A 25,089-nucleotide genomic window follows, 5' to 3' on the forward strand; every position below is an offset into this window, starting at 1 on the left:
CGGCAAGCGCACCCGCCCCAGTTGTCAAGCCCGTTCGATGAAAGCTTCCCAATTTTTCATTTCCACCTTGAAAGAGGCGCCTGCCGACGCCGAGGTTGTCAGTCACCAACTCATGATGCGCGCAGGCCTCATCAAGAAGTTGGGTGCCGGGATTTACAACTACATGCCCATGGGCCTGCGCGTGATCCGCAAGGTGGAAGCCATCGTGCGCGAGGAGATGAACCGCGCAGGTGCAGTGGAATGCACCATGCCCCTGGTGCAGCCCGCCGAGCTGTGGCAGGAGACCGGGCGCTTCGACAAGATGGGCCCCGAATTGCTGCGTATTCACGACCGCCATGGGCGTGACTTCGTGATCCAGCCCACCAGCGAGGAAGTGGTCACTGACATCGCACGCCAGGAGCTGCGCAGCTACAAGCAGCTGCCCAAGAACCTCTACCAGATCCAGACCAAGTTCCGCGATGAACGCCGCCCGCGCTTCGGACTGATGCGCGGGCGCGAATTCATCATGAAGGACGCCTACAGCTTCGACCGGGACCAGGCCGGCGCCAAGGCGAGCTACCAGGTGATGGCGCAGGCCTATCGCCGCATCTTCGACCGCTTCGGCCTGCGCTACCGCGCCGTGGCGGCGGATTCGGGCGCCATCGGCGGCGACTTGAGCGAAGAGTTCCAGGTGATCGCCGCCACGGGTGAGGACGCGATCGTCTACTGCCCCGCCAGCGATTACGCGGCCAACATGGAAAAGGCCGAAGCGCTGGCCCCCGCGGGCGCGCGTCCCGCGGCCAAGCAGCCGCTGACGGTGACACCCACGCCCGGCAAGAGCACCTGCGCGGACGTGGCCGAACTGCTGAGCGTGCCGCTGAGCACCACGGTGAAGTCGCTGGTGCTGGCCACGGACGAAACCGACGCGGCGGGCGAGATCATCCGCAGCCAGGTCTGGCTGCTGCTGCTGCGCGGCGACCACGACATGAACGAGATCAAGGTGGCCAAGGTGCCGGGCCTGGACGCGGGTTTCCGCTTTGCCACCGTGGCCGAGATCGTGGACCACTTTGGCTGCAAGCCGGGCTACCTGGGCCCGCTGAACCTGCAGAAGCCGGTGAAGCTGGTGGTGGACCGCGACGTGGCCGTGATGGCCGACTGGATCTGCGGAGCCAACCAGGAAGGTCACCACCTCACCGGCGTGAACTGGGGCCGCGACCTGCCGGAGCCCGACATGGTGGCCGACCTGCGCAATGTGGTGGCTGGCGACCTGTCGCCGGACGGCCAGGGGGAACTTGCCATCGAGCGCGGCATCGAAGTCGGCCACGTGTTCTACCTCGGCACCAAGTATTCCAAAGCCATGAATGCCACCTTCCTCGGCGAAGACGGCAAGCCCGCCTTCTTCGAGATGGGCTGCTACGGCATTGGCGTCACGCGCCTGCCGGCAGCGGCCATTGAGCAGAACCATGACGAGCGCGGCATCATCTGGCCCGACGCCATCGCCCCGTTCACCGTGGTCATCTGCCCCGTGGGCATGGACCGCAGCGAAGCCGTCAAGGCACAGGCCGAGTCGCTGTACGCCGACCTGCTAGCCGCCGGGGTTGACGTGATCCTGGATGACCGCGGCGAGCGCCCCGGCGCCATGTTTGCCGATTGGGAACTGATCGGCGTGCCCCATCGCGTGACCATTGGCGACAAGAGCCTCAAGGAAGGGCAGGTCGAATACCAGCACCGCCGCGATGCATCTGCCACCAAAGTGGGCGTGGCGGACATCCTGGCGCATGTGAAGGAACGGCTGGCAGCATGAACGCGGCGGGAGGTGGTCCAGTGACCGACGAACGGCAGGGTCGGCTGTCGCGCCGCGCCTGCCTGGCTTCGCTGGCGGCGGGGCCGGCTGCATGGCTGGGCGTGGCTGCACCTGCGCATGCGGGGAGCCAGCTGGAGGAGCCGTTGATCGATTCCGTGCGCACCGCGCTCAGCTCCGCCGTGGCAGACCTGGCACCGCCCGAGCCGCTGTTTGCCTCCACCGAGGCACGTCTGCTGTATCTGCGCTGGCTTGGCACCATGAGCGACCGCCTGCGCCGGCGCAAGCCCGAATGGGAAGTGCGCCGCGACTTCCTGCAGACGGTGTGGTACGAGTCCAAGCGCTCGGGGCTGGATGTGTCGCTGGTCATGGGCCTGATCCAGGTGGAGAGCGCGTTCCGCAAGTTCGCCGTCTCTCCGGTGGGCGCGCGCGGCTATATGCAGGTGATGCCATTCTGGACCCGCGTGATCGGTGACGGCGACCCGGGCAAGCTGTTCCACATGCAGACCAACCTGCGCTTTGGCTGCGTGATCCTGCGCCACTACCTCGACCGCGAGCGGGGCGACCTGTACATGGCGCTGGGCCGCTACAACGGCAGCCGGGGCAAGGCGCCGTATCCGAGCGCCGTGTTCGCAGCGCAGCGCAACTGGTTCTTCCAGGAGCGTACTTCGGACGCCTGATCTGCCGTCGGCCAGCGGGCCATACCCGTCTTGCGGATGGCCACGCACGCCGGCAGGTGCTGCCCTTGTCAGCTGCGCCGCTCCTTATTCAACGGGCAGCACTGGTTTGGACGCGCCTTCCAGCCTTGACACCATCACCTGGTCGATGCGATAGCTGTCCACGTCCAGCACTTCGAACTTGTAGCCCCCGAAGGTCACGCTGTCGGTGCGGCGCGGCACCCGGCGCAGCATCACCATCAGAAAGCCCGCCAGGGTCTCGTACTCATCGGCGTGCGGCAGCTCGTCCAGGCCCAGGGCGTGCAGCACGTCGGACACGGGCGTGGTGCCGTCGATGAGCCAGGAATTCTCGTCGCGGCGCACGATCTGCTCCTCATCCGCCGGGCCCACCAGGTCACCCATCACCGTGCTCATCACATCGTTGAGTGTGACCACGCCCACGACCAGGCTGTATTCGTTGACGATGACGGCGAAGTCCTCATGCACCTGGCGGAACTGCTCCAGCACTTCGGCCAGCGACAGCCGGTCCGGCACGATGAGCACCTTGCGTACCAGGCCTTCGTCGGCCAGCGAGATGGGCTGGTTGTTCAGCACGCGCTGGAACAGGTCCTTGGCGTCCACGTAACCGACCACGTGGTCGATGTCGCCTTCGCACACGGGGTAGGTGGAAAACGGCTCGGCCGCAATGCGCGCGCGGATCACCGTGTCGGGATCGTCGCGCAGGAAATAAGCCACGCGGTCGCGCGGCGACATGCTGCTCGCCACGCTGCGCGTGTCCAGCTCGAACACATTCTCGATCACCTGCTGCTCGCGCGCGGCCAGCACGCCGGCGCGTGCGCCAGCTTCCATCATGGCCAGGATGTCATCGGAGGTGACGCGGTCGTCGCGCAGCGCGTTCATGCCCAGCACGCGGAACAGCAGGTCCGCGCAGCGGCTGTACAGCCACACCACGGGCCGCAACAGCGCCATGGTGGCCTGCATGGGCGCCACCACGCGCAGCGCCAGGCGCTCGGGCTCCGCCATGCCCATGCGCTTGGGGAACAGGTCGGCAAACAGGATGAACAGCGACGTGATGACGGTGAATGACAGCAGGAAACCCGCCGTCTGCGCATGCGATGCGCCCAGCCACATACCGAAGAAGCCGGAGAAGTGCGGGCTCAAGGTGCCTTCGCCCACGATGCCGCCCAGCACGGCCACGGCGTTCTGACCGATCTGCACGGCGGTGAAATAGTCGCCCGGGTTTTCCTGCAGCCGCAGCACGCGGTCGGCGCGGTGGTCGCCCTCGTCGGCCAGCTGGCGCAGCCGCAGGCGACGCGATGCCGCAAGGGAAATCTCGGCCAGCGAGAAGAAGGCACTGGCCCCGATGAGGGCGGTGATGACGATCAGGCTTTCGGACAAAGGCATGGAGCGAGGATGCAATGCCGCGCGCCTGTCGTGCAGCGGGGTGTGCCAAGCACGCAGACACGGGGCCAGGTGTCGCCAAGTGTAGCGGGCCCGCGTGGCGGGGCGCCGCGCGCGCCGGCAGACATAAAAAAACCGCCCGGTGTGGGCGGTTGGTCCATTGGCGGCAGGACGCGGCGCTTCAGGCGGCGTCGCCGGTGCCCAGCACCTGCTGCAGTTCACCGGATTCGTACATCTCCATCATGATGTCCGAGCCACCGATGAACTCACCCTTCACGTAGAGCTGGGGGATGGTGGGCCAGTGGCTGTAGTCCTTGATGCCCTGGCGGATTTCCTGGTCGTCCAGTACGTTCACGGTGGCGATGTTCTTGGGGTCCACGCCGCAGGCCTTGAGGATCTGCACGGCGCGGCCCGAGAAGCCGCACATCGGAAAGCTGGCGTTGCCTTTCATGAACAGCAGAATGTCGTTGGTCTTGACCAGTTGGTCGATGCGTTGCTGGACGTCGCTCATGGGGTTCTCCTGAAGGGGGGCGCCCTGGGGCAGGGCGGCGATGGGGGGATTATTTCACTGCGGGGCGCCGCCGGGCATTGACCCGCCGGAGCATCGGGCTATGCCGGCCAGATCGTGGCGGCTTTGCACCTGGTCAAAGCCTGCGTCGCGCAGCAGTGTTTGCACGGCCTCGGCCTGGTCCCACCCATGCTCCAGCAGCAGCCAGCCGCCAGGTGCCAGCCGCGCGGGCGCCTGCGCCACGATGGTGCGGATGTCCTCCAGGCCGTCGGCGCCGCTGGCCAGCGCGGACAGCGGCTCATGGGTGAGCGCGGCCAGGTGCGGGTCCTGCGCGGGGATGTAGGGCGGATTGCTCACGATGGCATCGAACGAACCGTCCACCCCATGCAGCCAGTTGCCTTGGATGAAGCGCACGGGCAGGCCCAACTGCCCGGCATTGGCGCGGGCCACGGCCAGCGCGCCGGCGCTGGCGTCCACGGCCAGCACCTGGGCATCGGGGCGCTCATGCTGCAGCGCCAGGGCGATGGCCCCGCTGCCGGTGCCCAGATCGGCCACGCGCGGCGCGGCGCGCGTGGCCAGCACCTCCAGCGCCCACGCCACCAGTGTCTCGGTGTCCGGGCGCGGGTCCAGCACGCGCGCGTCCACGGACAGCGGCAGGCCCCAGAACTCTTTGCGCCCAAGAAGGTAGGCCACGGGTTCTCCCTTGGCCCGGCGCGCGCGCAGCGCGGCGTACTGTTCCATGGCCGCCGCGGGCAGCGTGTCGCCGTCGTGCGCCAGCAGCCAGGCGCGGTCGGTCGGCGCGCGCCCCAGCACATGCAGCAGCAGCATCTGCGCGTCGATGCGCCCCAGCCCTGCGGCTTGGGCCTGGGTCAAGGCCTGGGCCAGCGTGATTGAAGGCATGGGTGCTTCTCTATGGATAGCTGTTGGCGCTTGCTGTGTGGGCGCTAGAGGCCAAAATCACTCCAAACCCAGTTCGGCCAGCAGTTCGGCTTCACGCGCATGCTGCAGGGCCTGCAGCACCTCGCCCAGGTCGCCCTCCATGATGGCCAGCAGCTTGTACAGCGTGAGGTTGATGCGGTGGTCGGTGAGGCGCCCCTGCGGAAAGTTGTAGGTGCGGATGCGGTCGCTGCGGTCGCCGCTGCCGATCAGGCCCTTGCGCAGCGCGGCCTCCTTGGCGGCGCGCTCGCTGCGTTCCTTTTCCTGGATGCGCGCCTGCAGCACCTGCAGCGCCTTGGCCTTGTTGCTGTGCTGGCTGCGCCCGTCCTGGCACTCGGCCACGATGCCGGTGGGCAGGTGCACCACGCGCACGGCCGAGTCGGTCTTGTTGATGTGCTGGCCGCCCGCGCCGCTGGCGCGGAAGGTGTCGATGCGCAGGTCCGCCGGGTTCAGCGTGATGGCCTGGTGCTCGTCGGGCTCGGGCATCACCGCCACGGTGCAGGCGCTGGTGTGGATGCGGCCCTGCGTCTCGGTGGCGGGCACGCGCTGCACGCGGTGGCCTCCGGATTCGAACTTGAGTGCGCCGTACACACCGCTACCGGAGGGGCCCGTACCGGACTGGCCCTCGATGCGCAGCACCACTTCCTTGTAGCCGCCGATCTCGCTCTCGTTGGCGCTCATGACCTCGACCTTCCAGCCCACGGTGGCGGCGTAGCGCGTGTACATGCGCGCCAGGTCGCCCGCGAACAGGGCGGATTCGTCGCCGCCCGTGCCGGCGCGGATTTCGATGAAGGCGTTGCGCTCGTCGTCGGGGTCTTTGGGCAGCAGCAGGCGCTGCAGCTCGTCCTCCAACTGCACGAGTTCGGTCTCTGCGGCATGGATTTCCTCCTGCGCCATCTCGGCCATGTCGGGGTCTTCCAGCATCTCGCGCGCGCCGGCCAGGTCGGCCTCGCGCTGCTGGTAGCGGGCGTAGCGGCCCGCGACCTGGGTGACCTCGGCGTGCTCGCGCGAGATGCTGCGGTACTGCTGCATGTCCGCCATGATGTCTTCGCGCGAGAGCAGGAAGTCGAGTTCCTGCAGGCGTTGCGCGTAGCGTTCCAGCTGGCTGCGGAGAAAGGGTTTCATCAAGGGGTGTGAAAGAAGGGTTTTGCTACCAGTCTGGTAGCTGCTTGCGCTTGTCTGGTAAGCGCGGTAGGCCGATGGGGCTTATGAAATCAGGGGTGCGCGAGCGAGCGCCGCTACAGCCCGTTTTTGCTGTGCGAGCGCAGGAACAGGCGCGAGACGGCCTGTGCGGTCTGGGCGCGCGCTTCGGCATCGCCCGCGCGCAACTCGGCCATGGTGCCGTGCAGCATCTTTTGCGTGAGGCCGCGCGACAGCGCCTCAAGCACGGTCTCGATGTCCTCGCCCTTGGCCAAGCGCTTCTTGGCGCGGGCGATTTCCAGGGCGCGCCATTCGTCGGCCTGGGAGTTGAGTTGCTGGATCAGCGGCACCACGCCGCCGTTCTGCGCGGCGGGGCTGCGCAGCTCCATCCAGTGCACGAAGCTCTGCACGCCCGCGTCGATGATGGCCTCGGCCTGCGCCACGGCGGCCTGGCGGTGGGCCTGTGCCGTCTGTACCACGCTGGCCAGGTCGTCCACGGTGTACAGATAGGCGTCTTGCAGCTGCTGCACTTCGGGCTCGATATCGCGCGGCACGGCCAGGTCCACCATGAACATGGGGCGGTGGCGGCGCTTTTTCAGCGCGCGCTCCACGGCGCCCAGGCCAATGATGGGCAGCGTGCTCGCGGTGCAGCTGATGACCGCGTCGAACTCGTGCAGGTGGTCGGGCAGGTCGGCCAGGCGCATGACCTCGCCGCCAAAGCGCGTGGCGAGCTTTTCTCCGCGCTCCAGCGTGCGGTTGGCGATCGTGATCTGCTGGGGCGTCTTGGCCGCGAAGTGCGTGGTGCACAGCTCGATCATCTCGCCCGCGCCCACGAACAGCACGCGGATCTTCGTCAGGTCTTCGAACAACTGGCCGGCCAGCCGCACGGCCGCGGCGGCCATGCTGATGCTGTGTGCGCCGATGTCGGTGCTGGTACGCACCTCCTTGGCCACGGCAAAGCTGCGCTGAAAGAGCTGGTTGAGCGTGGTGCCGAGCGCCCCTGCGCCTTCAGCGGCGCGCACGGCGTCCTTCATCTGGCCGAGGATCTGGGCCTCGCCCAGCACCATCGAATCAAGCCCGCTGGCCACGCGAAAAGCGTGGCGCGCGACCAGGCCATTTTCAAGGCTGTAGGAGTGCGATCGCAGCAGCGCAGGGCTGACGCCGCCGCTTGCAGCCAGCCAGTCCAGCGTGTGATCCAGCGCGGGGCCGGGTGTGGATGTGGGGGCGGCGCAATAAATCTCGGTACGGTTGCAGGTGGAGATGATGGCGGTCTCCACACCCGGGTGGCGGCCTGAGCCGGCGGCCAGCGACTCGCGCAGCCCGTGCAGCGTGGGCGCGATCTGATCCAGGGCAAACGCGAAGCGGCCCCGCAGATCAAGCGGAGCTGTGTGATGGTTGATGCCTAGGGCCCAGACTGACATGGGGCGCGATTATAAAATCCGCTGCGCCCCCAGGCAGGCCGCGGCGCCAAAGCCTTGATTTGCGTCACAACTCCATGAGCCTTCTTCTTGCCCTCAACCACGTGCTTAACTTTGCCGCCCCGGCGCTGGCGGTGGCCGTGCTGCTCGTGGCGTTCAGCCATGTGTTTATGCGAAATATGGCCAAAGCCAAGGGCTGGAATGCGCCAATAGCTATTAATTTTGTAGTGGGTTGCGTGGCCTTGGCGGCAGGGTTGGTGCTGCTGGGGCGCGACGGCAAGATGGTCACCTACGCCGCTTTGGTGCTGGCCTGTGCCACCAGCCAATGGCTGGTGCTGCGCGCCTGGCGCGGCTGATTCAACTTTTGACTTGGTCGGCGGCTGGTTTGTTGGCCTGATCCAGCAGCCAATTGCGCAGCTCTTGCACTGCCGGGTTGGGCGCGCGCCCCGTGGGTGTGCACAGGTGGTAGCCGCGGTCCAGCAGCACGGGCTGGTCGACGGCGATGGCAATGCGCCCGGCGGCCAGTTCGGGCTCGACCAGCGCGCGCTGCACCACGGCCACGCCCAGGCCGGCAATCACGGCCTGCACCAGTAGCGACACCAGTTCAAAGTCTGCCGACGGCGCCAAAGGCCCGTGGGCACAGCCCACGCCCGCAAACCAGTGCGCCCAGTTGTCCGGGTAGTGGGTGTGAAACAGCAGCGGCCGCGCCAGCAGATCGGCCGGTGCCCGGATGGCCTGCGGCCCCTGCAGGTCGGCCGGGCGGCAAATGGGCACCAGCTCGCGCCCCACCAGGTAGTCGGCCGCGATGCCTGCGGGCCAGTCGGTGCGGCCCACGCGGATCCAGGCGTCGATCTCGGGCGCGCTCAAAGGGTCGTCGCGCCGGTAGGGTGCAAACGACAGGGCCACGCCCGGGTGGCGCGCATGAAAATCGGGCAGACGCGGGATCAGCCAGTGGCTGAACAGCGTGGGCGCCACCGACAGGCGCAGCTGGCGCGGGCTGCGCCGCGTGCGCACGGCCAGCGTGGCGGATTCGATGGTGGCGATCGACGGGCCCACGGCCTGCAGGTAGTCGGCCCCCGCGCGGGTGAGCACGCTGCGCCGGCCCTCGCGCGCAAAAAGCGCGATGCCCAGGTGATCTTCCAATCGTGCGATGGCGCGGCTGATGGCGCCCTGGGTCACGCTCAAGTCCTCGGCCGCCTGCGAGAAACTGCCCAGCCGCGCCGCGGTGGCAAAGGCATGCAGTTCAGGCAGCGACGGAGAGTGGATGCGCATGGGCGGGCAATGGATGAGCGTTGGTAATGAATGCGCGCCATTTTGTCGCTTTTCGCAGGCGCCGATGCGCTCAAGAATGGGCATTGACCACCCATCATTCAACAACGAGGAGAACACCATGGCACTGCGCCGCACCCTGCTGTCCACCCTGGCTGCCTGCGCCGCCGCTGCGGCCTTCGCACCCCTGGCGCACGCCCAGGCGGGCGACTACCCCAACCGCCCCATCAAGCTGATCGTGCCGTTCGCGCCCGGCGGCTCCACCGACATGGTGGCCCGCCTTCTGGCCGACAAGATGGGCCCCATCCTGGGCAAGGCCGTGGTGGTGGACAACAAGGGCGGAGCCGGCGGCTCCATCGGCGCCGACGCCATCGCCAAGGCGGCACCGGACGGCTACACCATCGGCATGGCCACGGTGAGCACCCACGGCGCCAACCCCGCCATCTACGCCAAGCTGCCGTATGACGCGGTGAAGGACTTCGCCCCCATCACCAACGTGATGAGCGTGCCCAGCGTCTTCGTGGTGCACCCCAGCGTGCCCGCCAAGACCATGCAGGAGTTCGTGGCGCTGGCCAAGGCCAACCCCGGCAAGTACACCTTTGCCTCGCCAGGCACGGGCTCGCTGGGGCATGCCAACATCGAGAACTTCATGAACCTGGCGGGCATCGACCTGCTGCACATCCCCTACAAGGGCGCGGGCCAGGCCGCGACCGATGCACTGGCCGGCCAGGTCAACGCGATGACGGACAACCTACCCTCCACGCTGGCCAACATCCAGTCGGGCAAGCTGCGCCCGCTGGCCGTGCTGGCCCTGAAGCGCAGCCCCGTGCTGCCCGACGTGCCCACCTACACCGAGCTGGGCTACGCCGGCATGGGTGACGGCGGCTGGTTCGGCCTGGTGGCGCCCGCGGGCACGCCCAAGGAAATCATCGCCAAGCTGAACGCCGCCGCGCACAAGGCCATGGCCCAGCCCGACTACCTGGAGAAGCAAAAGAGCATCTCCGGCGAATCCATGGCCAACACGCCCGCGCAGTTTGCCAAGCAGATCGACGCCGCCATCGCGCGCTACACGGCCGTGGCCAAGCGCGCCAACATCAAGCTGGACTGATGGTGCGCCTTTGACAGCGTTGCATGACGACCTGAGCCCCCGGCCGGACACCCCGGTCGAGGTCTGGCAACCCACGGGGCAGCCGCTGCCGCTGGTGTGCGACTCGCCCCACAGCGGCACGGCCTACCCCGAAGACTTCGGCCACGCCGTGCCGCTGGCGCTGCTGCGTCGCGGCGAGGACACGCACGTGCACCGCCTCTGGCATACCGCGCCCGCGCACGGTGCCACGCTGATCGCCGCGACCTTCCCGCGCACCTACATCGACGTGAACCGGGCAGACAACGACCTGGACCCTGCGCAGATCGACGGCGCGTGGCCCGTGCCGCTCGCCCCCGGCCCCAAGACGCGCCAGGGCCTGGGCCTGGTCTGGCAGCAGATCAGCAAGGACGGCGTGGCCACGCCGCTGTATGCGCGTGCGCGCACGGTGGCCGAGGTGCAGCGGCGCATCGAGGGCTACTGGCGCCCCTACCATGCGCAGCTGCAGCAGGCGATCGACGCGAGCGTGCAGCGCTTTGGCCGCGTGTGGCACCTGAATTTGCATTCGATGCCCAATGACGTGTACCGGCGCCTGGGCCGCACGGACGCGCCGCCGCTGGCCGACTTCGTGCTGGGCGACCGCGACGGCACCACCTGCGCGCCCGAGTTCGTGCACCTGATCGCCGAGCAGCTGCGCGGCTTTGGCTACAGCGTGGCGCTGAACGAGCCCTACAAGGGCGTGGAGCTGATCGGCCGCATCGGCCAGCCGCACCTGGGGCGCCACAGCCTGCAGATCGAGATCCGCCGCCCGGTGTACATGGACGAGGACACGCGTGCGCCCAACGCCGGCTTTGCACCGCTTCAGCAGCACCTGGACCAGTTGCTGGGAGTGGTGGCGGGCTATGTGCGTTCGCAGCTGTCGGTTTGAAGCAAAATTGGCCTGTAGCGCTTGTCTGATAAGCGCTATCAGCTATTGAAACAGGAGCGAATCGGGCGCCGTTCAGACGCGCTCCGACAGCGGCGGCGCCTCCTGGGCGGCGTCGCGCGGCGCCTGCGCCACCGAGGTGGTGGCCGGCGGCGACAGCGACAGGCCCGCGTCGCGCAGCGCCTCCAGGATGGCGAACAGCACGTCGCTGCGCACGCCTCCCGCGTTGCGCGGGCTGCTCACGTAGCCGATCGCCAGGAAGGTGAGCGTGCCGCTCTGGATGCCTTCCAGCGTCACCGATGGCGCGGGGCTCTCCAGGATGTCCTCGTGCGCATGAAAGGCCTGCAGGATCAGCTCGCGCATGCGCCGCGCGTCGGTGTCCAGCGGTGCGGGCAGGCGCAGCAGCACCCGGCCCTGGGCGCTGCCCAGCGTCATGTTGCGCACGGTCTTGGTGATGAATTCCGAGTTGGGCACGATCACCGTGGAGCGGTCGCCCAGCTGGATCTCGGTGGCGCGCACGTTCACGCGGCGCACGTCGCCCTCGGTGTCGCCCAGCACCACCCAGTCGCCCACCTTCACCGGCCGCTCGGCCAGCAGGATCAGGCCCGAGATGAAGTTCTGCACGATGGCCTGCAGGCCGAAGCCGATCCCCACCGACAGCGCGCTCGCCACCCAGGCGATGCGCTCCACGCTGATGCCCAGGCCCGCCAGCGCCACGGCGATCACCACCACGCCGCCCACGTAGCCCAGCAGCGTGACGATGGAGCTGCGCATGCCCGGCTCCAGCGATGTGTGGGGGAAGTAGCGGTCGCTGAGCCAGCGCTTGACGATGCGTATCGCCAGGAAGCCCGCACAGATCACCGCCAGCGCCGTGAGCAGTGCCTGGGGCGCCAGCGTGAAGTCGCCGATCTGCAGGCTGTGGTCCAGCTTGCTGCCGCGGCGGAACAGCTCGTCCGGGTTGGTGCCCAGCGGCGCCATCAGCGCGATCGCCATGTAGAAGAACAGCGCCACACGCAGCACGCCGGCCAGCAGCACCGCGGCCTGGTCCAGCAACTGGGCGTCGATGGCCAACGCGGCGTGGATGCGCGCGCCCAGGCCGCCGTGGGAGGAGAGCAACGCGTCGCACAGGTCGTCCACCAACTGCATCAGCAGATAGGTGGTGGCAAACACCACGCCCGACCACACCATCTGCCGCGCCAGCGTGCCGCCCAGCGCCACGAAGCCCAGCAGCACGGCCAGCGCGGCCGCGGCCGCGGCAAGGCCCGCGCTGGCCAGGATCAACCCCACCCAGAGGGGGCGGCCCGCCTTCTCCGCGGGCGCCGCGTCGGTGGCGCTATCGGCCGCGTCCGCTGCCTGGGGCGTTGCCCGCAGCCGGCCCAGCGCGACGGCCACCGTCACCGACAGCAACACCGCGGACACGGCGTGCACCAGCACTTCGGCCGCCAGGCTGGCGCCCACGATGGCGTTGACCTGCGTGACCAGTCCGCCCAGCGCCGACAGTGCCCCGATCCACCACGGGAAGGGGCTGAGCCGGCGGGCGAGCGCGTCGGAGATGGGCAGCAGCCGCCAGGAACTGCGCCGGCGCGACAGCAGTGCGTGCCCCAGCGTGATAACGAAGGTGGCGTAGGCCGCGGCACGCAGGCTGGCCTGCTGCACCGCGCGCACGTCCTCGTCCAGCACGCCGCCGAGCTTGACGCTGCTCCACGCGAGTTGCAGCGCAGCGCTGACGATCAGCACGTTCGCCACCACCGCCGCCGCCGCCAGCAGCGTGCGCCGCAGCCGGGTGGCCGGCAGCCGCGCGGGCAGCGCGCGCACCAGCACACGCTCCGCCAGCCAGGTGCCCCCACGGCCAGGGCGACGGCCAGGGCCAGGTAACCCAGGAAGGTGCCGCGGCGCGGCGAGTCCAGCGTGGCCTGCACGGCGCGGCGCAGGTTGGCGCCCAGCGCCTGCAGCCGCGCACTGTCGCCGGGCGCGGCGTAGCGCAGGCTGCGCCAGAAGGCGGGGGCCAGTGGCGAATCGACGCGCGTTGTGAGGGCCGCCTGGAATAGCGCTCGCCGCTGGCGCCCGATCTCCGCGCTGCGCTGCTCGGCATCCACGGCCACCAGGCGGGCGAGCTTGAGTTCCGCATCGATCACGCCGCGCTGCTTGTTCAGCGCGGTGCGCTGCTCGGCCACGTCGGGCGCATCCGCGGGTGCGCCCTTTTCGGGCGTGGGGCCCAGGCCTTCCAGGCGGCGGTCCAGGTCCGCCAGGTCTCTGGTGCGCTGGGCGACCACGCGCTCGGCCGCGGTGCCGATGGCGGCCAGCTCGGTCAGCAGCTTGCGGCCGTCGTCCTCCTCGCCGAGCTTTGCGGGAATGGCGTCGAGCTGCTTGCGCAGTTCATCCACCGAGGGCAGGGGGGCGTTGTCCTCACCCAGCGTGTCCACCGCGCTGGCCGCGGCGGAGGCGGGGGCCGCAGCGGGCCGGGTCTGGGCAAGGGCGGGCGTGCCGCCCAGCCACAGGCAGCAGGCCAGTACCAACCACTGCCAAAGGTGGCGTGCGCTCTGCACGGGGAGACGGCGGCGCAGCGGGCGCGCGCCGGTGCGGGAAAGGCGATGCATGCGCGCATTGTCCGCTGTCGAGCGGCCCTGGCCTTGCCAGACGGCAGCGCGAGCGGCGTGCCCGGCACGCCCCGCCGGCGTGGACGGGTGGCGCCGCGTCAGGCCCCGGCGGGGCTGAACAGGTCCACGCGGTCGGTGATGATGCCGTCGGTGTGCAGCGCCAGCAGCCGCTGGGCGGCCCAGTCGTCGTTCACGGTGTAGCTCAGGGCGCGCATGCCGGCCAGGTGTACCTCGGCCACGGTGGCGGCGCTCCACAGCGCATGGTTGCAGACCACGGCCACGCAGCCCCACTGGCGCGCGGTGTCCAGCCAGCCGTCATGCAGTTGGTCCAGCAGCAGGCCGCGGGGCAGATGCGGCGCGGTCTCGCGCGCGCCGGCCAGCGCCTGCGGTTTGAACGAGGTGAGCAGCGGTGGCACGCTCTGGCCGTGCCACAGGCGTGCCGCCAGCGCGGCCACGGCGCGGCCGGTTTCGGCTTCGGTACCGGGCGTGGGCTTGATCTCGATGTTGAGGAAGTGGCCGTTGGCGATGCACCAGCGCGCCAGGTGCTCCAGCGTGGGCAGCGGCTCGCCCGCGTACGTGCGCGAATGCCAGGCACCGGCGTCCAGCTGGGCCAGCGTGCCCCAGGGCTGATCGCCAGCGGTGCCGTGGCCGTTGGTGGTGCGCTCCAGCGTGGCGTCGTGCAGCAGGAAGGCCACGCCGTCGCTGCTCAGCTTGGCGTCGCACTCGAACATGCGGTAGCCGTGCTGCGCGCCCAGGCGGAAGGCGGCCAGCGTGTTCTCGGGCGCCAGCTTGCCGGCGCCGCGGTGGGCGATCCAGCGGGGGTAGGGCCAGGCGGAAGGTGTCGTCATGCGCGGTGCTCCAGGCGGTCGGGTGCTACAGGCGCTTGCCGGTGCCGGCATCGAAGGTGTGCAGGCGGTGGGCGCGCGGCGTGACGTGGATGGTGTCGCCCGGCTGTGGCGCGGGGGCGCCTTCCTCGATGCGCACGATGAGCTGTTCGTCGCCCACGCGGCCATACACCAGGCGCTCGGCGCCCAGCAGCTCCACCGTCTCTACCTGCACGGCCCAGCCGCCGTCGGCGGTGATGTCCAGGTGCTCGGGGCGGATGCCCAACGTGGTGCCGGGCTGGGCGCCCGGCGCGTGGTTGAGCAGGTTCATCGGCGGCGAGCCGATGAAGCTGGCCACGAAGGTGGAGGCCGGTGTGTGGTAGACCTCCTCGGGCGTGCCGAACTGCTCCATGTTGCCGGCGTTCATGACGATCATGCGCTGCGCGAGCGTCATGGCCTCCACCTGGTCGTGGGTCACGAACAGGCTGGTGATGCCCAGTTCGCGGTGCAGCTTCTGGATTTCGATACGGGTCTGCGCGCGCAGCTTGGCGTCCAGGTTGGACAGCGGCTCGTCGAACAGGAACACCTGGGGCTGGCGCACGATGGCGCGGCCCATGGCCACGCGCTGGCGCTGGCCGCCCGAGAGCTGGCGCGGCTTGCGCTCCAGCAGGTGGCCCAGCTCCAGGATCTTGGCGGCCTTGTCCACGCGCGCCTTGATCTCGTCCTTGGCCACCTTGGCGATCTTCAGGCCGTAGGCCATGTTGTCGAACACGCTCATGTGCGGGTACAGGGCGTAGTTCTGGAACACCATGGCGATGTCGCGCCTGGCGGGCTCCAGGTTGTTGACCACGCGCTCGCCGATGGCGATGGTGCCGCCGGTGATTTCCTCCAGGCCGGCCACCATGCGCAGCAGGGTGGATTTGCCGCAGCCCGAGGGGCCGACGATGACGATGAACTCGCCGTCCCGGATCTCGGCGTTGACGCCGTGGATCACGGGCACGATCTGCTTGCCGCTGCCGTAGTGCTTGACGACGTTGGTGAGGGTAAGGGATGCCATATGTGCTATTTAATCAATAGCTGTTTGCGCTTGATGGGTGGGCGCTACAGCCGGTTTTGATGTTTATTTCTCGGTGTCGACCAGGCCCTTGACGAACCACTTCTGCATCAGGATCACCACGGCCGTGGGCGGCAGCATGGCGACGATGGCGGTGGCCATCACGATGTTCCAGTCCACGGCGGCCTCGCCGCCGGCCAGCATGCGCTTGATGCCGATCACCACCGGGTACATGTCTTCGGAGGTGGTCATCAGCAGCGGCCACAGGTACTGGTTCCAGCCGTAGATGAACTGGATCACGAACAGCGCAGCGATCGAGGTGCGCGACAGCGGTACCAGCACGTCCTTGAAAAAGCGCATGGGCCCGGCGCCGTCGATGCGCGCGGCCTCCACCAGCTCGTCGGGCACCGTCAGGAAGAACTGGCGGAACAGGAACGTGGCCGTGGCCGAGGCGATCAGCGGCAGCGTGAGGCCGGCGTAGCTGTTGAGCAGGCCCAGGTCTGCCACCACCTTGTAGGTGGGCAGGATGCGCACTTCCACCGGCAGCATCAGCGTCACGAAGATGGCCCAGAAGCACAGCATCTTGAACGGGAAGCGGAAGTACACGATGGCGAACGCCGACAGCAGCGAGATGGCGATCTTGCCCACGGTGATGACCATGGCCACCACGAAGCTCACCCACATCATGTGCACCACGTTGGTGTTGGAGCCCAGCTTGCCCGAGCCGAACAGCGCGGCCTGGTAGTTCTCCCACAGATGGCTGCCCGGCAGCAGCGGCATGGGCGACTGCACGATGGCATCCGCCGTGTGGGTGGAGGCCACCAGCGCCAGGTACAGCGGGAAGGCCACGATGGCCACGCCGAGGACCAGCACGGCGTGCGAAATGAAATTGAGCCAGGGGTTACGGTCGATCATGGTCAGTACTGCACTTTCTTCTCGACGTAGCGGAACTGCACCACGGTGAGCGCGATGACGATCAGCATCAGGATCACGGACTGCGCCGCCGAGCCGCCGAGGTCCAGCGCCTTGAAGCCGTCCTGGTACACCTTGTAGACGAGGATGGACGTGGACTGCCCCGGCCCGCCCTGCGTGGCCGCGTCGATGATGCCGAAGGTGTCAAAGAAGGCGTACACGATGTTGATCACCAGCAGGAAGAACGTGGTGGGCGACAAGAGCGGCAGCTGGATGTTCCAGAAGCGCCGCCATGCACCCGCGCCGTCGATGGAGGCCGCCTCGATCAGCGCCTTCGGAATCGACTGCAGGCCCGCCAGGAAGAACAGGAAGTTGTAGGAGATCTGCTTCCACACCGAGGCGATGACGATCAGCGTCATGGCCTGGTTGTCGTTCATCATGTGGTTCCAGCCGTAGCCCAGCTCACCCAGGTAGTAGGTCACCACGCCGATGGAGGGCGAGAACAGGAACACCCACAGCACGCCCGCGATCACCGGGGCCACGGCATAGGGCACGATGAGCAGGGTCTTGTAGACCATGGCAAAGCGCACGATGCGGTCCGCGAAGATGGCCAGCGCCAGCGACACCACGATGCCGATGCCCGCCACCAGCACCGAGAACAACGCCGTGCGCTGGAAGGATTCCAGATAGGACGGATCGTCGAAAAGCTGCTTGAAATTGTCCAGCCCCACCCACTCGGTGCTCATGCCAAACGCGTCTTCCATCTGGAAGGACTGCAGGATGGCCTGGCCCGCGGGCAGGAAGAAGAAGATGCCGATGATGAGCAACTGCGGGGCGATCAACACCCAGGGCAGCCACGCCGAGCGGAAAAGTACGCGTTTTTCCATGACGTTCACAAACGAGAAAACCGCTGGCGCAAGGCTGCACCAGCGGGAAAAGGAAAAGCGGCCCCCAGGCAGGGGCCGCTGACCGAAGGGGCGTTCATGGGAACGCCTCGCCCGTCACGGATGACAGGGCTTACTTCTTGTACGAGCGCTCGAAGCGCGCCAGCAGTTCGTTGCCGCGGCTCACGATGGAGTCCAGGGCTTCCTTGGCCGTCTTCTTGCCGGCCCACACCTGTTCGAGTTCTTCGTCCTCGATGGTGCGGATCTGCACGTAGTTGCCCAGGCGGATGCCGCGCGAGTTGTCGGTCACCTTGCGCACCATCTGGTTCACGGCCGTGTCGGTGCCGGGGTGCTTGGCGTAGAAACCGGACTTTTCGGTCAGCTCATACGCGCCCATGGTGATGGGCAGGTAGCCCGTGCGCTGGTGGCTGGCGGCCTGCACCTTGGTGTCGGACAGGAACTCGAAGAACTTGGCCACGCCCTTGTATTCGGCGGGCTTCTTGCCGGCCATGACCCACAGCGATGCGCCACCGATCACGGTGTTCTGCGGTGCATCCTTCACGTCGGGGTAGTAGGGCAGGGGCGCCAGGCCGTAGGCGAACTTGGCGTTCTTGGCCACATCGCCGTAGAAGCCCGACGACGTCTGGATCATGGCGCACTCACCCGAGGTGAACGACGCCTGGGCCGCCGAGCCGCGGCCCTTGTAGACGAACTCGCCCGCCTTGGCGGCCTGCGACAGGTTGTCGATGTGGCGCACGTGCAGCGGCGAATTGATCTTCATGCGGGCCTTGTAGCCGTTGGGCGACAGGCCGTTCTTCTCGGTGGCGAACTCCACGTTGTGCCAGGCGGAGAACGATTCGAGCTGCGTCCAGCCCATCCAGGCCAGCGTCATGGGGCAGCTGTGGCCGCTGGCCTTGAGCTTCTTGGCAGCCTCGAACACTTCGGGCCAGGTGGCGGGAGCCTTGTCGGGGTTCAGGCCGGCCTTCTTGAAGGCGTCCTTGTTGTAATAGAAGATGGTGGTGGAGCTGTTGAACGGGAAGCTCAGCATCTGGCCGTTGGGGTCGGTGTAGTACGCAGCCACGGCGGGGATGTAGGCGCTGGGGTCGAAGGCAGCGCCCGCGTCCTTCATCACCTTACCCACGGGGACGGTGGCGCCCTTGCTGGCCATCATCGTGGCCGTACCCACCTCGAACACCTGCAGGACGTGCGGCGCATTGCCCGAGCGGAACGCGGCGATCGCGGCCGTCATGCTTTCGTCATACGTCCCCTTGAAGGTAGGGATGACCTTGTACTCCTTCTGGCTCTCGTTGAACTGCTTGGCCAGGTCATTGACCCACTCGTTGTTGACAGCCGTCATGGAGTGCCACCACTGGATCTCTGTTTGAGCTTGTGCGGCCAGGCTGGTGGCGGCCACTGCGGCGGCCAGCGCCAAGTGTTTGATCTGCATGAATACTCCTCGTTGATAGACGATAGGCAGGAAAGCGGCGATGGTGGTCGCGTTCCGTGACAGGAATGTGTCGTTCTCGCACACTGCAAAAAGCGCAGCAACGGGGTAAACCCCGCGGCGCTTGGGTGACGAATTGTGTCACTGGCATGACGGTGTTGTGACAAACATCCGGCCGCGGCGGGGGTATGCATGGGCCGCCGCGGGCAATCGCATGGATGCCGACAGGGATTTGTGCATTGCACAATGATCCCCTCTCCTGTCCAGCGGCGCGCGCCGCCTGGGTGTTTTCATTTCCTCTCAATTTGCACGCCATGGCCAAGACTTCCCTGGATAAAAGCAAGATCAAGTTCCTGTTGCTGGAGGGCATCCATCCCTCCGCGGTGGAAGTGTTGCGGTCCGCGGGGTATACGCAGGTCGAGGTGCTGGCCGGGGCGCTGGAGGGCGAGGAACTGCGCCGCAAGATCGCCGACGTGCACTTCATTGGCATCCGCTCGCGCACGCAGCTCACGGCGGACGTGTTCGCGCATGCGCACAAGCTCGTGGCCGTGGGGTGCTTTTGCATCGGCACCAACCAGGTAGACCTGAACGCTGCGCGCGAGCGCGGCATCGCCGTGTTCAATGCGCCGTATTCCAACACCCGCTCCGTGGCCGAGCTGGTGCTGGCCGAGGCCATCCTGCTGCTGCGCGGCGTGCCCGAGAAGAACGCTGCGGCCCACCGCGGCGGCTGGCTCAAGAGCGCCACGAACGCCTACGAGATCCGCGGCAAGACGCTGGGCATCGTGGGCTACGGCTCCATCGGCACCCAGCTGTCGGTGCTGGCCGAGGCGCTGGGCATGCACGTGATCTTCCACGACGTGGTGCACAAGCTGCCGCTGGGCAATGCGCGCCAGGTGGGTTCGCTGCACGAGCTGCTGGGCCAGGCCGACATCGTGACCCTGCACGTGCCTGAGCTGCCTTCCACCCAGTGGATGATTGGCGCCGCCGAGATCGCGGCCATGAAGCCGGGCGGCATCCTCATCAACGCCTCGCGCGGCACGGTGGTGGAGATCGACCCCCTGGCCCAGGCGCTGAAGGGCGGCAACTTGCTGGGCGCGGCCGTGGACGTGTTCCCGGTGGAGCCCAAGAGCAACAAGGACGAGTTCGTCTCGCCGCTGCGCGGGCTGGACAACGCCCTCCTCACGCCCCACATCGGCGGCTCCACCATGGAGGCGCAGGCCAACATCGGCCTGGAGGTGGCGGAAAAGCTCGTCAGGTACAGCGACAACGGCACCAGCACCTCGTCGGTCAACTTCCCCGAGGTGGCGCTGCCCGAGCATGCCGGCAAGCACCGCCTGCTGCACGTGCACCACAACGTGCCGGGCGTACTCTCGCAGATCAACAGCATCCTGTCGGACAACCACATCAACATCGCGGCGCAGTACCTGCAGACCAACGAGAAGATCGGCTATGTGGTGATCGACCTCGACGCGCGCTCGTCCGACCTGGCGCTGGAGAAGCTGGCCCAGGTGCCCGGCACCATCCGCAGCCGCGTGCTGTATTAAATAGCTATTGTTTTAATAGCTGCTTGCGCTGGATGGACGGGCGCTGGGGCCTTATTTGGCTCTTGTCCGTCCTTGGCCGCCCCGCGCCAGCGGCGGGGCTCTACGGGCAGGACAGTGCGGTAACGGGCACTGGCTTAAAATCCCGACCCCGAGGCACGAGGGCGCCCTGCACGCCCAACCCAGGTTGATCCCATGAATGTTCCGATTGCGCTGGCCGCCCTGCAGACGCAAGGCGCCGAGCCTGCCCGTTTGCGCGAAATTCCGTACAACTACACCTCGTTTTCCGACCGGGAAATCGTGATCCGCCTGCTGGGCGCCTCTGCCTGGGATGTGCTGGACCAGTTGCGCCGCGAGCGCCGCACGGGCCGATCCGCCCGCATGCTGTATGAAGTGCTGGGCGACATCTGGGCCGTGCAGCGCAACCCCTACCTGCAGGACGACCTGCTGCACAACCCCGCCCGGCGCAAGCTGCTGGTGGATGCGCTGCAGCACCGCATGGCCGAGATCGAAAAGCGCCGCCTGCCGCAGGAAGACGCCGAGCGCGACCGCCGCGTGGGCGTGTTGGTGGACGCAGCGCGCCGGGCCATCGACGAGTTCGACGCCACGCTGGTCGAGGCCAGCGATCTGCGCAAGAAGGTGGCGCGCCGCCTGGGACGCCACACCGCCAAGGACAACATCAAGTTCGACGGCCTGTCGCGCGTGTCGCACGTGACCGATGCGACCGACTGGCGCGTGGAATACCCGTTCGTGGTGCTCACGCCCGACACCGAGGCCGAGATGGCCGCGCTGGTCAAGGCCTGCATCGAGCTGGAGCTGACCATCATCCCGCGTGGGGGCGGCACCGGCTACACGGGGGGCGCCATTCCGCTCACCTGGCGCAGCGCCGTCATCAACACCGAAAAGCTCGAGGCCATGACCGAGGTGCAGATGCGCCGCCTGCCGGGCCTGGACGCCGAGGTGGCCACCATCTGGACCGAGGCCGGCGTGGTCACCCAGCGCGTGGCCGACGCGGCCGAGGCCGCCGGTTTCGTGTTCGCCGTGGACCCGACCAGCGCCGAGGCTTCGTGCGTCGGCGGCAACATCGCCATGAACGCGGGCGGCAAGAAGGCCGTGCTGTGGGGCACGGCGCTGGACAACCTGGCCAGCTGGCGCATGGTGACGCCTGAAGGGCAGTGGCTGGAGGTCACGCGCGTGGGACACAACCTGGGCAAGATCCACGACGCTGACGTTGCCAGCTTCGAACTGCAGTACTTCCAGGCCGACGGCAAGACGCCGATCCGCACCGAGCGCCTGGACATCCCGGGCAAGACCTTCCGCAAGGAGGGCCTGGGCAAGGACGTGACGGACAAGTTCCTCAGCGGCCTGCCCGGTGTGCAAAAGGAAGGCACCGACGGCCTGATCACCAGCGCGCGCTGGATCGTGCACCGCATGCCCGAGCACACGCGCACCGTGTGCCTGGAGTTCTTTGGCAACGCCAAGGACGCCGTGCCCAGCATCGTGGAGATCAAGGACTTCATGTTCGCCGAGCAAAAGCGCAGCGGCGTGCTGCTGGCGGGCCTGGAGCACCTGGACGACCGCTACCTGCGCGCCGTGGGCTACACCACCAAGTCCAAGCGCGGCGGCCTGCCCAAGATGCTGCTGGTGGGCGACATCGTGGGCGACGACCCTGATGCCGTGGCCCGCGCCACCGCCGAGGTGGTGCGCATCGCCAACAGCCGCAGCGGCGAGGGCTTCACGGCGGTGAGCGCCGAGGCCCGCAAGAAGTTCTGGGCCGACCGCAAGAAGACGGCCGCCATCAGCCGCCACACCAACGCCTTCAAGATCAACGAAGACGTGGTGATCCCGCTGCCGCGCATGGCCGAGTACACCGACGGCATCGAGCGCATCAACATCGAACTCAGCCTGCGCAACAAGATCGAGCTGGCCGACGCGCTGGAGGAGTTCCTCGCGCGCGGCAACCTGCCGCTGGGCAAGCCCGAGGCGGGCGGCGAGCCGCCTTCGCCCGAGCTGCTGGAGGAAAAGCTGGCCCTGGCCCTGGCCCTGGTGCGCGAGACGCGCGCGCTCTGGCAGGACTGGCTGCAGCGCGTGGAAGAACTGTTCCCCCAGCTGCAGGACCACCGCCTGCGCGCCAGCTGGAAGGCGCAGATCCGCGATCCGCTGCGCAACATCTTCACCGGCAGCGACTTCGAGCCGCTGATGCAGGCGCTGGGCGATGTGCAAAAGCGCGTGCTCAAGGGCCGGGTGTGGGTGGCGCTGCACATGCACGCCGGCGACGGCAACGTGCACACCAACATCCCCGTGCACAGCGACAACTACGCCATGCTGCAGACCGCACACGAGGCGGTGGCGCGCATCATGGTGCTGGCGCGCAGCCTGGGTGGCGTGATCTCGGGCGAGCACGGCATTGGCATCACCAAGCTGGAGTTTTTGACCGACGAGGAACTGGCGCCGTTCGCCGAGTACAAGCGCAAGGTGGACCCGCAAGGCCGCTTCAACCGCGGCAAGCTGCTACGCAATCAGGAGCTGCTCGCGCAGGACGGGCAAGCACTGCAGGCCCATCTGGCGCATAAAGGCTCGCGCACCTCGCTGATGTTCGCGGACCTGACCAACGCCTACACGCCCAGCTTCGGGCTGATGGGGCACGAGTCGCTGATCATGCAGCAGAGCGACATCGGCGACATCGTTGCCAGCGTGAAGGACTGCCTGCGCTGCGGCAAGTGCAAGCCCGTGTGCTCCACGCACGTGCCGCGTGCCAACCTGCTGTACAGCCCGCGCAACAAGATCCTGGCCACCTCGCTGCTGGCAGAGGCGTTCCTGTACGAAGAGCAGACGCGCCGCGGCGTGTCCATCCGCCACTGGCAGGAATTCGAGGACGTGGCCGACCACTGCACCGTGTGCCACAAGTGCTACTCGCCGTGCCCGGTCAAGATCGACTTTGGCGACGTGACCATGAACATGCGCAACCTGCTGCGCAAGATGGGCAAGAAAAGCTTCCGCCCCGGCAACAAGATGGCCATGGCGATGCTCAACGCCACCAACCCCGACACCATCAAGCTGCTGCGCGCGGGCATGGTCAACGTAGGCTTCAAGGCCCAGCGCATGGCCGTGGACGTGCTGCGCAGCGTGAGCCGCAAGCAGACCGCGCACCCGCCCGCCACCGTGGGCACGGCGCCGGTCAAGGAGCAGGTGATCCACTTCGTGAACAAGAAGCTGCCCGGTGGCCTGCCCACCAAGACGGCGCGCGCGCTGCTGGACATCGAGGACAAGGACTACGTGCCCATCATCCGTAACCCGGCCGCCACGTCGGCCGACACGGAGGCGGTGTTCTACTTCCCCGGCTGCGGGTCGGAACGTCTGTTCAGCCAGGTGGGGCTGGCCACGCAGGCCATGCTCTGGCACGCCGGCGTGCAGACCGTGCTGCCGCCGGGCTACCTGTGCTGCGGCTATCCGCAGCGCGGCAGCGGCCAGTTCGACAAGGCCGAGAAGATGATCACCGACAACCGGGTGCTGTTCCACCGCGTGGCCACCACGCTGAACTACCTGGACATCAAGACGGTGGTGGTCTCGTGCGGCACCTGCTACGACCAGCTGCAGGGCTACCAGTTCGACAAGATCTTCCCCGGCAGCCGCATCATCGACATCCACGAATACCTGCTGGAAAAGGGCATAACCCTGCCCGCGGGGCAGGGCGGCTACCTGTACCACGAGCCCTGCCACAACCCCATGAAGCAGGGCGACTCGATGAAGACCGTGCGCGCCCTGGTGGGCGACAAGGTGCTCAAGAGCGACCGCTGCTGCGGCGAGTCGGGCACGCTGGGCGTGACGCGCCCCGATGTTTCCACCCAGGTGCGCTTTCGCAAGACCGAGGAAATCCGCAAGGGCGAGGCGGCCTTGCGTTCCAGCGGCGCGGTGGGCGCGCAGGACAACATCAAGATCCTGACCAGCTGCCCCAGCTGCCTGCAGGGCATCTCGCGCTACCAGGACGACCTGTCCACCGGCCTGCTGGAAGCCGATTACATCGTCATCGAGATGGCCAAGCAGATCCTGGGCGAGAACTGGCTGCCCGAGTACGTGCAACGCGCCAACGCCGGCGGCATCGAGCGGGTGCTGGTATGAGCCAGGCCGCCATGCCCGGCATGTCCGCGCCTTCCACGGGTGGTGCTGGCGCGTGCCCCCTGTGTGACTCCGACGCGGGTGCGTTGGTCTGGCGCGGCGCCAAGCTGCGCGTGATCCATGCGCAGGAGGCCGGCTTTCCGGCCTTCTACCGCGTGATCTGGGCGGACCATGTGGCGGAGTTCTCCGACCTCTCCCCCGCCGACCGCCAGCACTGCATGGAGGCCGTGACGCTGGTGGAGCAGGCGCTGCGCGAGCAACTGGCGCCGGCCAAGATCAACCTGGCCAGCCTGGGCAACGTGGTGCCGCACCTGCACTGGCACGTGATCGCGCGCTACGAGTGGGACAGCCACTTCCCTGCACCCGTCTGGGCGCACCCCCAGCGCGAGTGCGACACCGCGCGCGAGACGCTGGTGGCCGAGCGCTTGCCCGCACTGCACGCGCTGATGCGCGAGCGCCTGGAGCGCTGGGCCGATCGGGCTGCAGAGTAATGCTCATTAATTGATAGCTGCCAGCGCTTTACCCTTGGGCGCTGGAGGCTGATTTGGCTCGCATCGCGCCGCCTTGGCTCCGGCGGCG

General features: G+C 67.6%; 19 protein-coding genes and 1 pseudogene. 8 read left to right on the forward strand and 12 right to left on the reverse strand.

The genetic code is table 11. The annotated features are described in order from the left end of the window. The first annotated feature begins 37 nt into the window (after positions 1–37). Positions 38–1,783: a proline--tRNA ligase gene (locus HND92_RS05230; RefSeq protein ID WP_172206349.1), complete on the forward strand. Its 1,746-nt coding sequence runs from the start codon at positions 38–40 to the stop codon at positions 1,781–1,783. Further along, positions 1,780–2,460, forward strand: coding sequence for a lytic transglycosylase domain-containing protein (locus HND92_RS05235; RefSeq protein ID WP_172206351.1), 681 nt, complete (start codon positions 1,780–1,782; stop codon positions 2,458–2,460). The genes HND92_RS05230 and HND92_RS05235 overlap by 4 nt, the downstream gene beginning before the upstream one ends. A gap of 84 nt (positions 2,461–2,544) precedes the next feature. Here HND92_RS05235 and HND92_RS05240 read toward each other — a convergent pair whose 3' ends face one another. The 5 genes from HND92_RS05240 to hemA form a co-directional block, all read right to left on the reverse strand. Further along, positions 2,545–3,861: a hemolysin family protein gene (locus HND92_RS05240; protein ID WP_047349970.1), complete on the reverse strand. Its 1,317-nt coding sequence runs from the start codon at positions 3,859–3,861 to the stop codon at positions 2,545–2,547. A gap of 178 nt (positions 3,862–4,039) precedes the next feature. Then, the gene (gene grxD / locus HND92_RS05245) at positions 4,040–4,369 is read right to left on the reverse strand and encodes a Grx4 family monothiol glutaredoxin (protein ID WP_011804293.1); all 330 of its coding nucleotides are present in this window, start codon (positions 4,367–4,369) and stop codon (positions 4,040–4,042) included. A 54-nt stretch (positions 4,370–4,423) separates the two neighbouring features. After that, on the reverse strand, positions 4,424–5,266 hold the full coding sequence (gene prmC / locus HND92_RS05250) for a peptide chain release factor N(5)-glutamine methyltransferase (RefSeq protein ID WP_172206353.1): 843 nt from the start codon (positions 5,264–5,266) through the stop codon (positions 4,424–4,426). 57 nt (positions 5,267–5,323) lie between these two features. Then, a complete protein-coding gene (gene prfA, locus HND92_RS05255) occupies positions 5,324–6,427 on the reverse strand; it encodes a peptide chain release factor 1 (protein ID WP_011804295.1) in 1,104 nt (367 codons plus the stop codon). 113 nt (positions 6,428–6,540) lie between these two features. Beyond that, entirely contained in the window at positions 6,541–7,863 is a 1,323-nt protein-coding gene (gene hemA / locus HND92_RS05260) for a glutamyl-tRNA reductase (protein WP_172206355.1), read from the reverse strand. A 74-nt stretch (positions 7,864–7,937) separates the two neighbouring features. On the opposite strand from hemA, the gene HND92_RS05265 reads away from it, so the two are divergent. Next, a complete protein-coding gene (locus HND92_RS05265; RefSeq protein WP_172206357.1) occupies positions 7,938–8,216 on the forward strand; it encodes a hypothetical protein in 279 nt (92 codons plus the stop codon). A gap of 1 nt (position 8,217) precedes the next feature. Here the strand turns inward: HND92_RS05265 and HND92_RS05270 are convergent, their stop codons facing one another. After that, positions 8,218–9,132: a LysR substrate-binding domain-containing protein gene (locus HND92_RS05270; RefSeq protein ID WP_172206359.1), complete on the reverse strand. Its 915-nt coding sequence runs from the start codon at positions 9,130–9,132 to the stop codon at positions 8,218–8,220. A 118-nt stretch (positions 9,133–9,250) separates the two neighbouring features. On the opposite strand from HND92_RS05270, the gene HND92_RS05275 reads away from it, so the two are divergent. Together HND92_RS05275 and HND92_RS05280 are read left to right on the forward strand one after the other, a co-directional pair. Beyond that, complete coding sequence (locus tag HND92_RS05275; RefSeq protein WP_172206361.1) at positions 9,251–10,237, forward strand: tripartite tricarboxylate transporter substrate binding protein BugE; 987 nt, start codon at positions 9,251–9,253, stop codon at positions 10,235–10,237. A gap of 10 nt (positions 10,238–10,247) precedes the next feature. After that, positions 10,248–11,141 carry an N-formylglutamate amidohydrolase gene (locus tag HND92_RS05280; protein WP_172206363.1) on the forward strand — a complete coding sequence of 298 codons (894 nt, stop codon included), beginning with the start codon at positions 10,248–10,250 and terminating at the stop codon, positions 11,139–11,141. 72 nt (positions 11,142–11,213) lie between these two features. On the opposite strand, the pseudogene HND92_RS05285 reads toward HND92_RS05280, so the two are convergent. The 6 genes and pseudogenes from HND92_RS05285 to ugpB form a co-directional block, all read right to left on the reverse strand. Beyond that, positions 11,214–13,735, reverse strand: a pseudogene (locus tag HND92_RS05285) (DUF3772 domain-containing protein). A gap of 98 nt (positions 13,736–13,833) precedes the next feature. Then, entirely contained in the window at positions 13,834–14,583 is a 750-nt protein-coding gene (ugpQ, locus tag HND92_RS05290; protein WP_012655767.1) for a glycerophosphodiester phosphodiesterase, read from the reverse strand. Between the two features lie 25 nt (positions 14,584–14,608). After that, on the reverse strand, positions 14,609–15,616 hold the full coding sequence (locus HND92_RS05295; protein WP_012655768.1) for a sn-glycerol-3-phosphate import ATP-binding protein UgpC: 1,008 nt from the start codon (positions 15,614–15,616) through the stop codon (positions 14,609–14,611). Positions 15,617–15,679: 63 nt separating this feature from the next. Next, positions 15,680–16,528 carry a sn-glycerol-3-phosphate ABC transporter permease UgpE gene (gene ugpE, locus HND92_RS05300; RefSeq protein WP_011804304.1) on the reverse strand — a complete coding sequence of 283 codons (849 nt, stop codon included), beginning with the start codon at positions 16,526–16,528 and terminating at the stop codon, positions 15,680–15,682. A 2-nt stretch (positions 16,529–16,530) separates the two neighbouring features. Further along, positions 16,531–17,412, reverse strand: a complete 882-nt coding sequence (gene ugpA / locus HND92_RS05305) for a sn-glycerol-3-phosphate ABC transporter permease UgpA (RefSeq protein ID WP_012655769.1) — start codon at positions 17,410–17,412, stop codon at positions 16,531–16,533. A gap of 130 nt (positions 17,413–17,542) precedes the next feature. Then, entirely contained in the window at positions 17,543–18,856 is a 1,314-nt protein-coding gene (ugpB, locus tag HND92_RS05310) for a sn-glycerol-3-phosphate ABC transporter substrate-binding protein UgpB (protein ID WP_172206365.1), read from the reverse strand. Between the two features lie 311 nt (positions 18,857–19,167). Here ugpB and serA point away from each other — a divergent pair, with 311 nt between their 5' ends. The 3 genes from serA to HND92_RS05325 all read left to right on the forward strand — a co-directional run bounded on the left by serA (position 19,168) and on the right by HND92_RS05325 (position 25,001). Continuing rightward, positions 19,168–20,397, forward strand: a complete 1,230-nt coding sequence (serA, locus tag HND92_RS05315; RefSeq protein WP_041835901.1) for a phosphoglycerate dehydrogenase — start codon at positions 19,168–19,170, stop codon at positions 20,395–20,397. Between the two features lie 192 nt (positions 20,398–20,589). Then, complete coding sequence (locus HND92_RS05320) at positions 20,590–24,513, forward strand: FAD/FMN-binding oxidoreductase (protein WP_172206367.1); 3,924 nt, start codon at positions 20,590–20,592, stop codon at positions 24,511–24,513. Next, positions 24,510–25,001 (forward strand): HIT family protein, encoded by a 492-nt coding sequence (locus HND92_RS05325; RefSeq protein ID WP_231403444.1) that lies wholly within the window; start codon positions 24,510–24,512, stop codon positions 24,999–25,001. The genes HND92_RS05320 and HND92_RS05325 overlap by 4 nt, the downstream gene beginning before the upstream one ends. Positions 25,002–25,089 lie beyond the last annotated feature (88 nt).

This window comes from Diaphorobacter sp. JS3050 (genome assembly GCF_013154915.1).
GTDB classification, from domain to species: Bacteria; Pseudomonadota; Gammaproteobacteria; order Burkholderiales; family Burkholderiaceae_C; genus Diaphorobacter; species Diaphorobacter nitroreducens.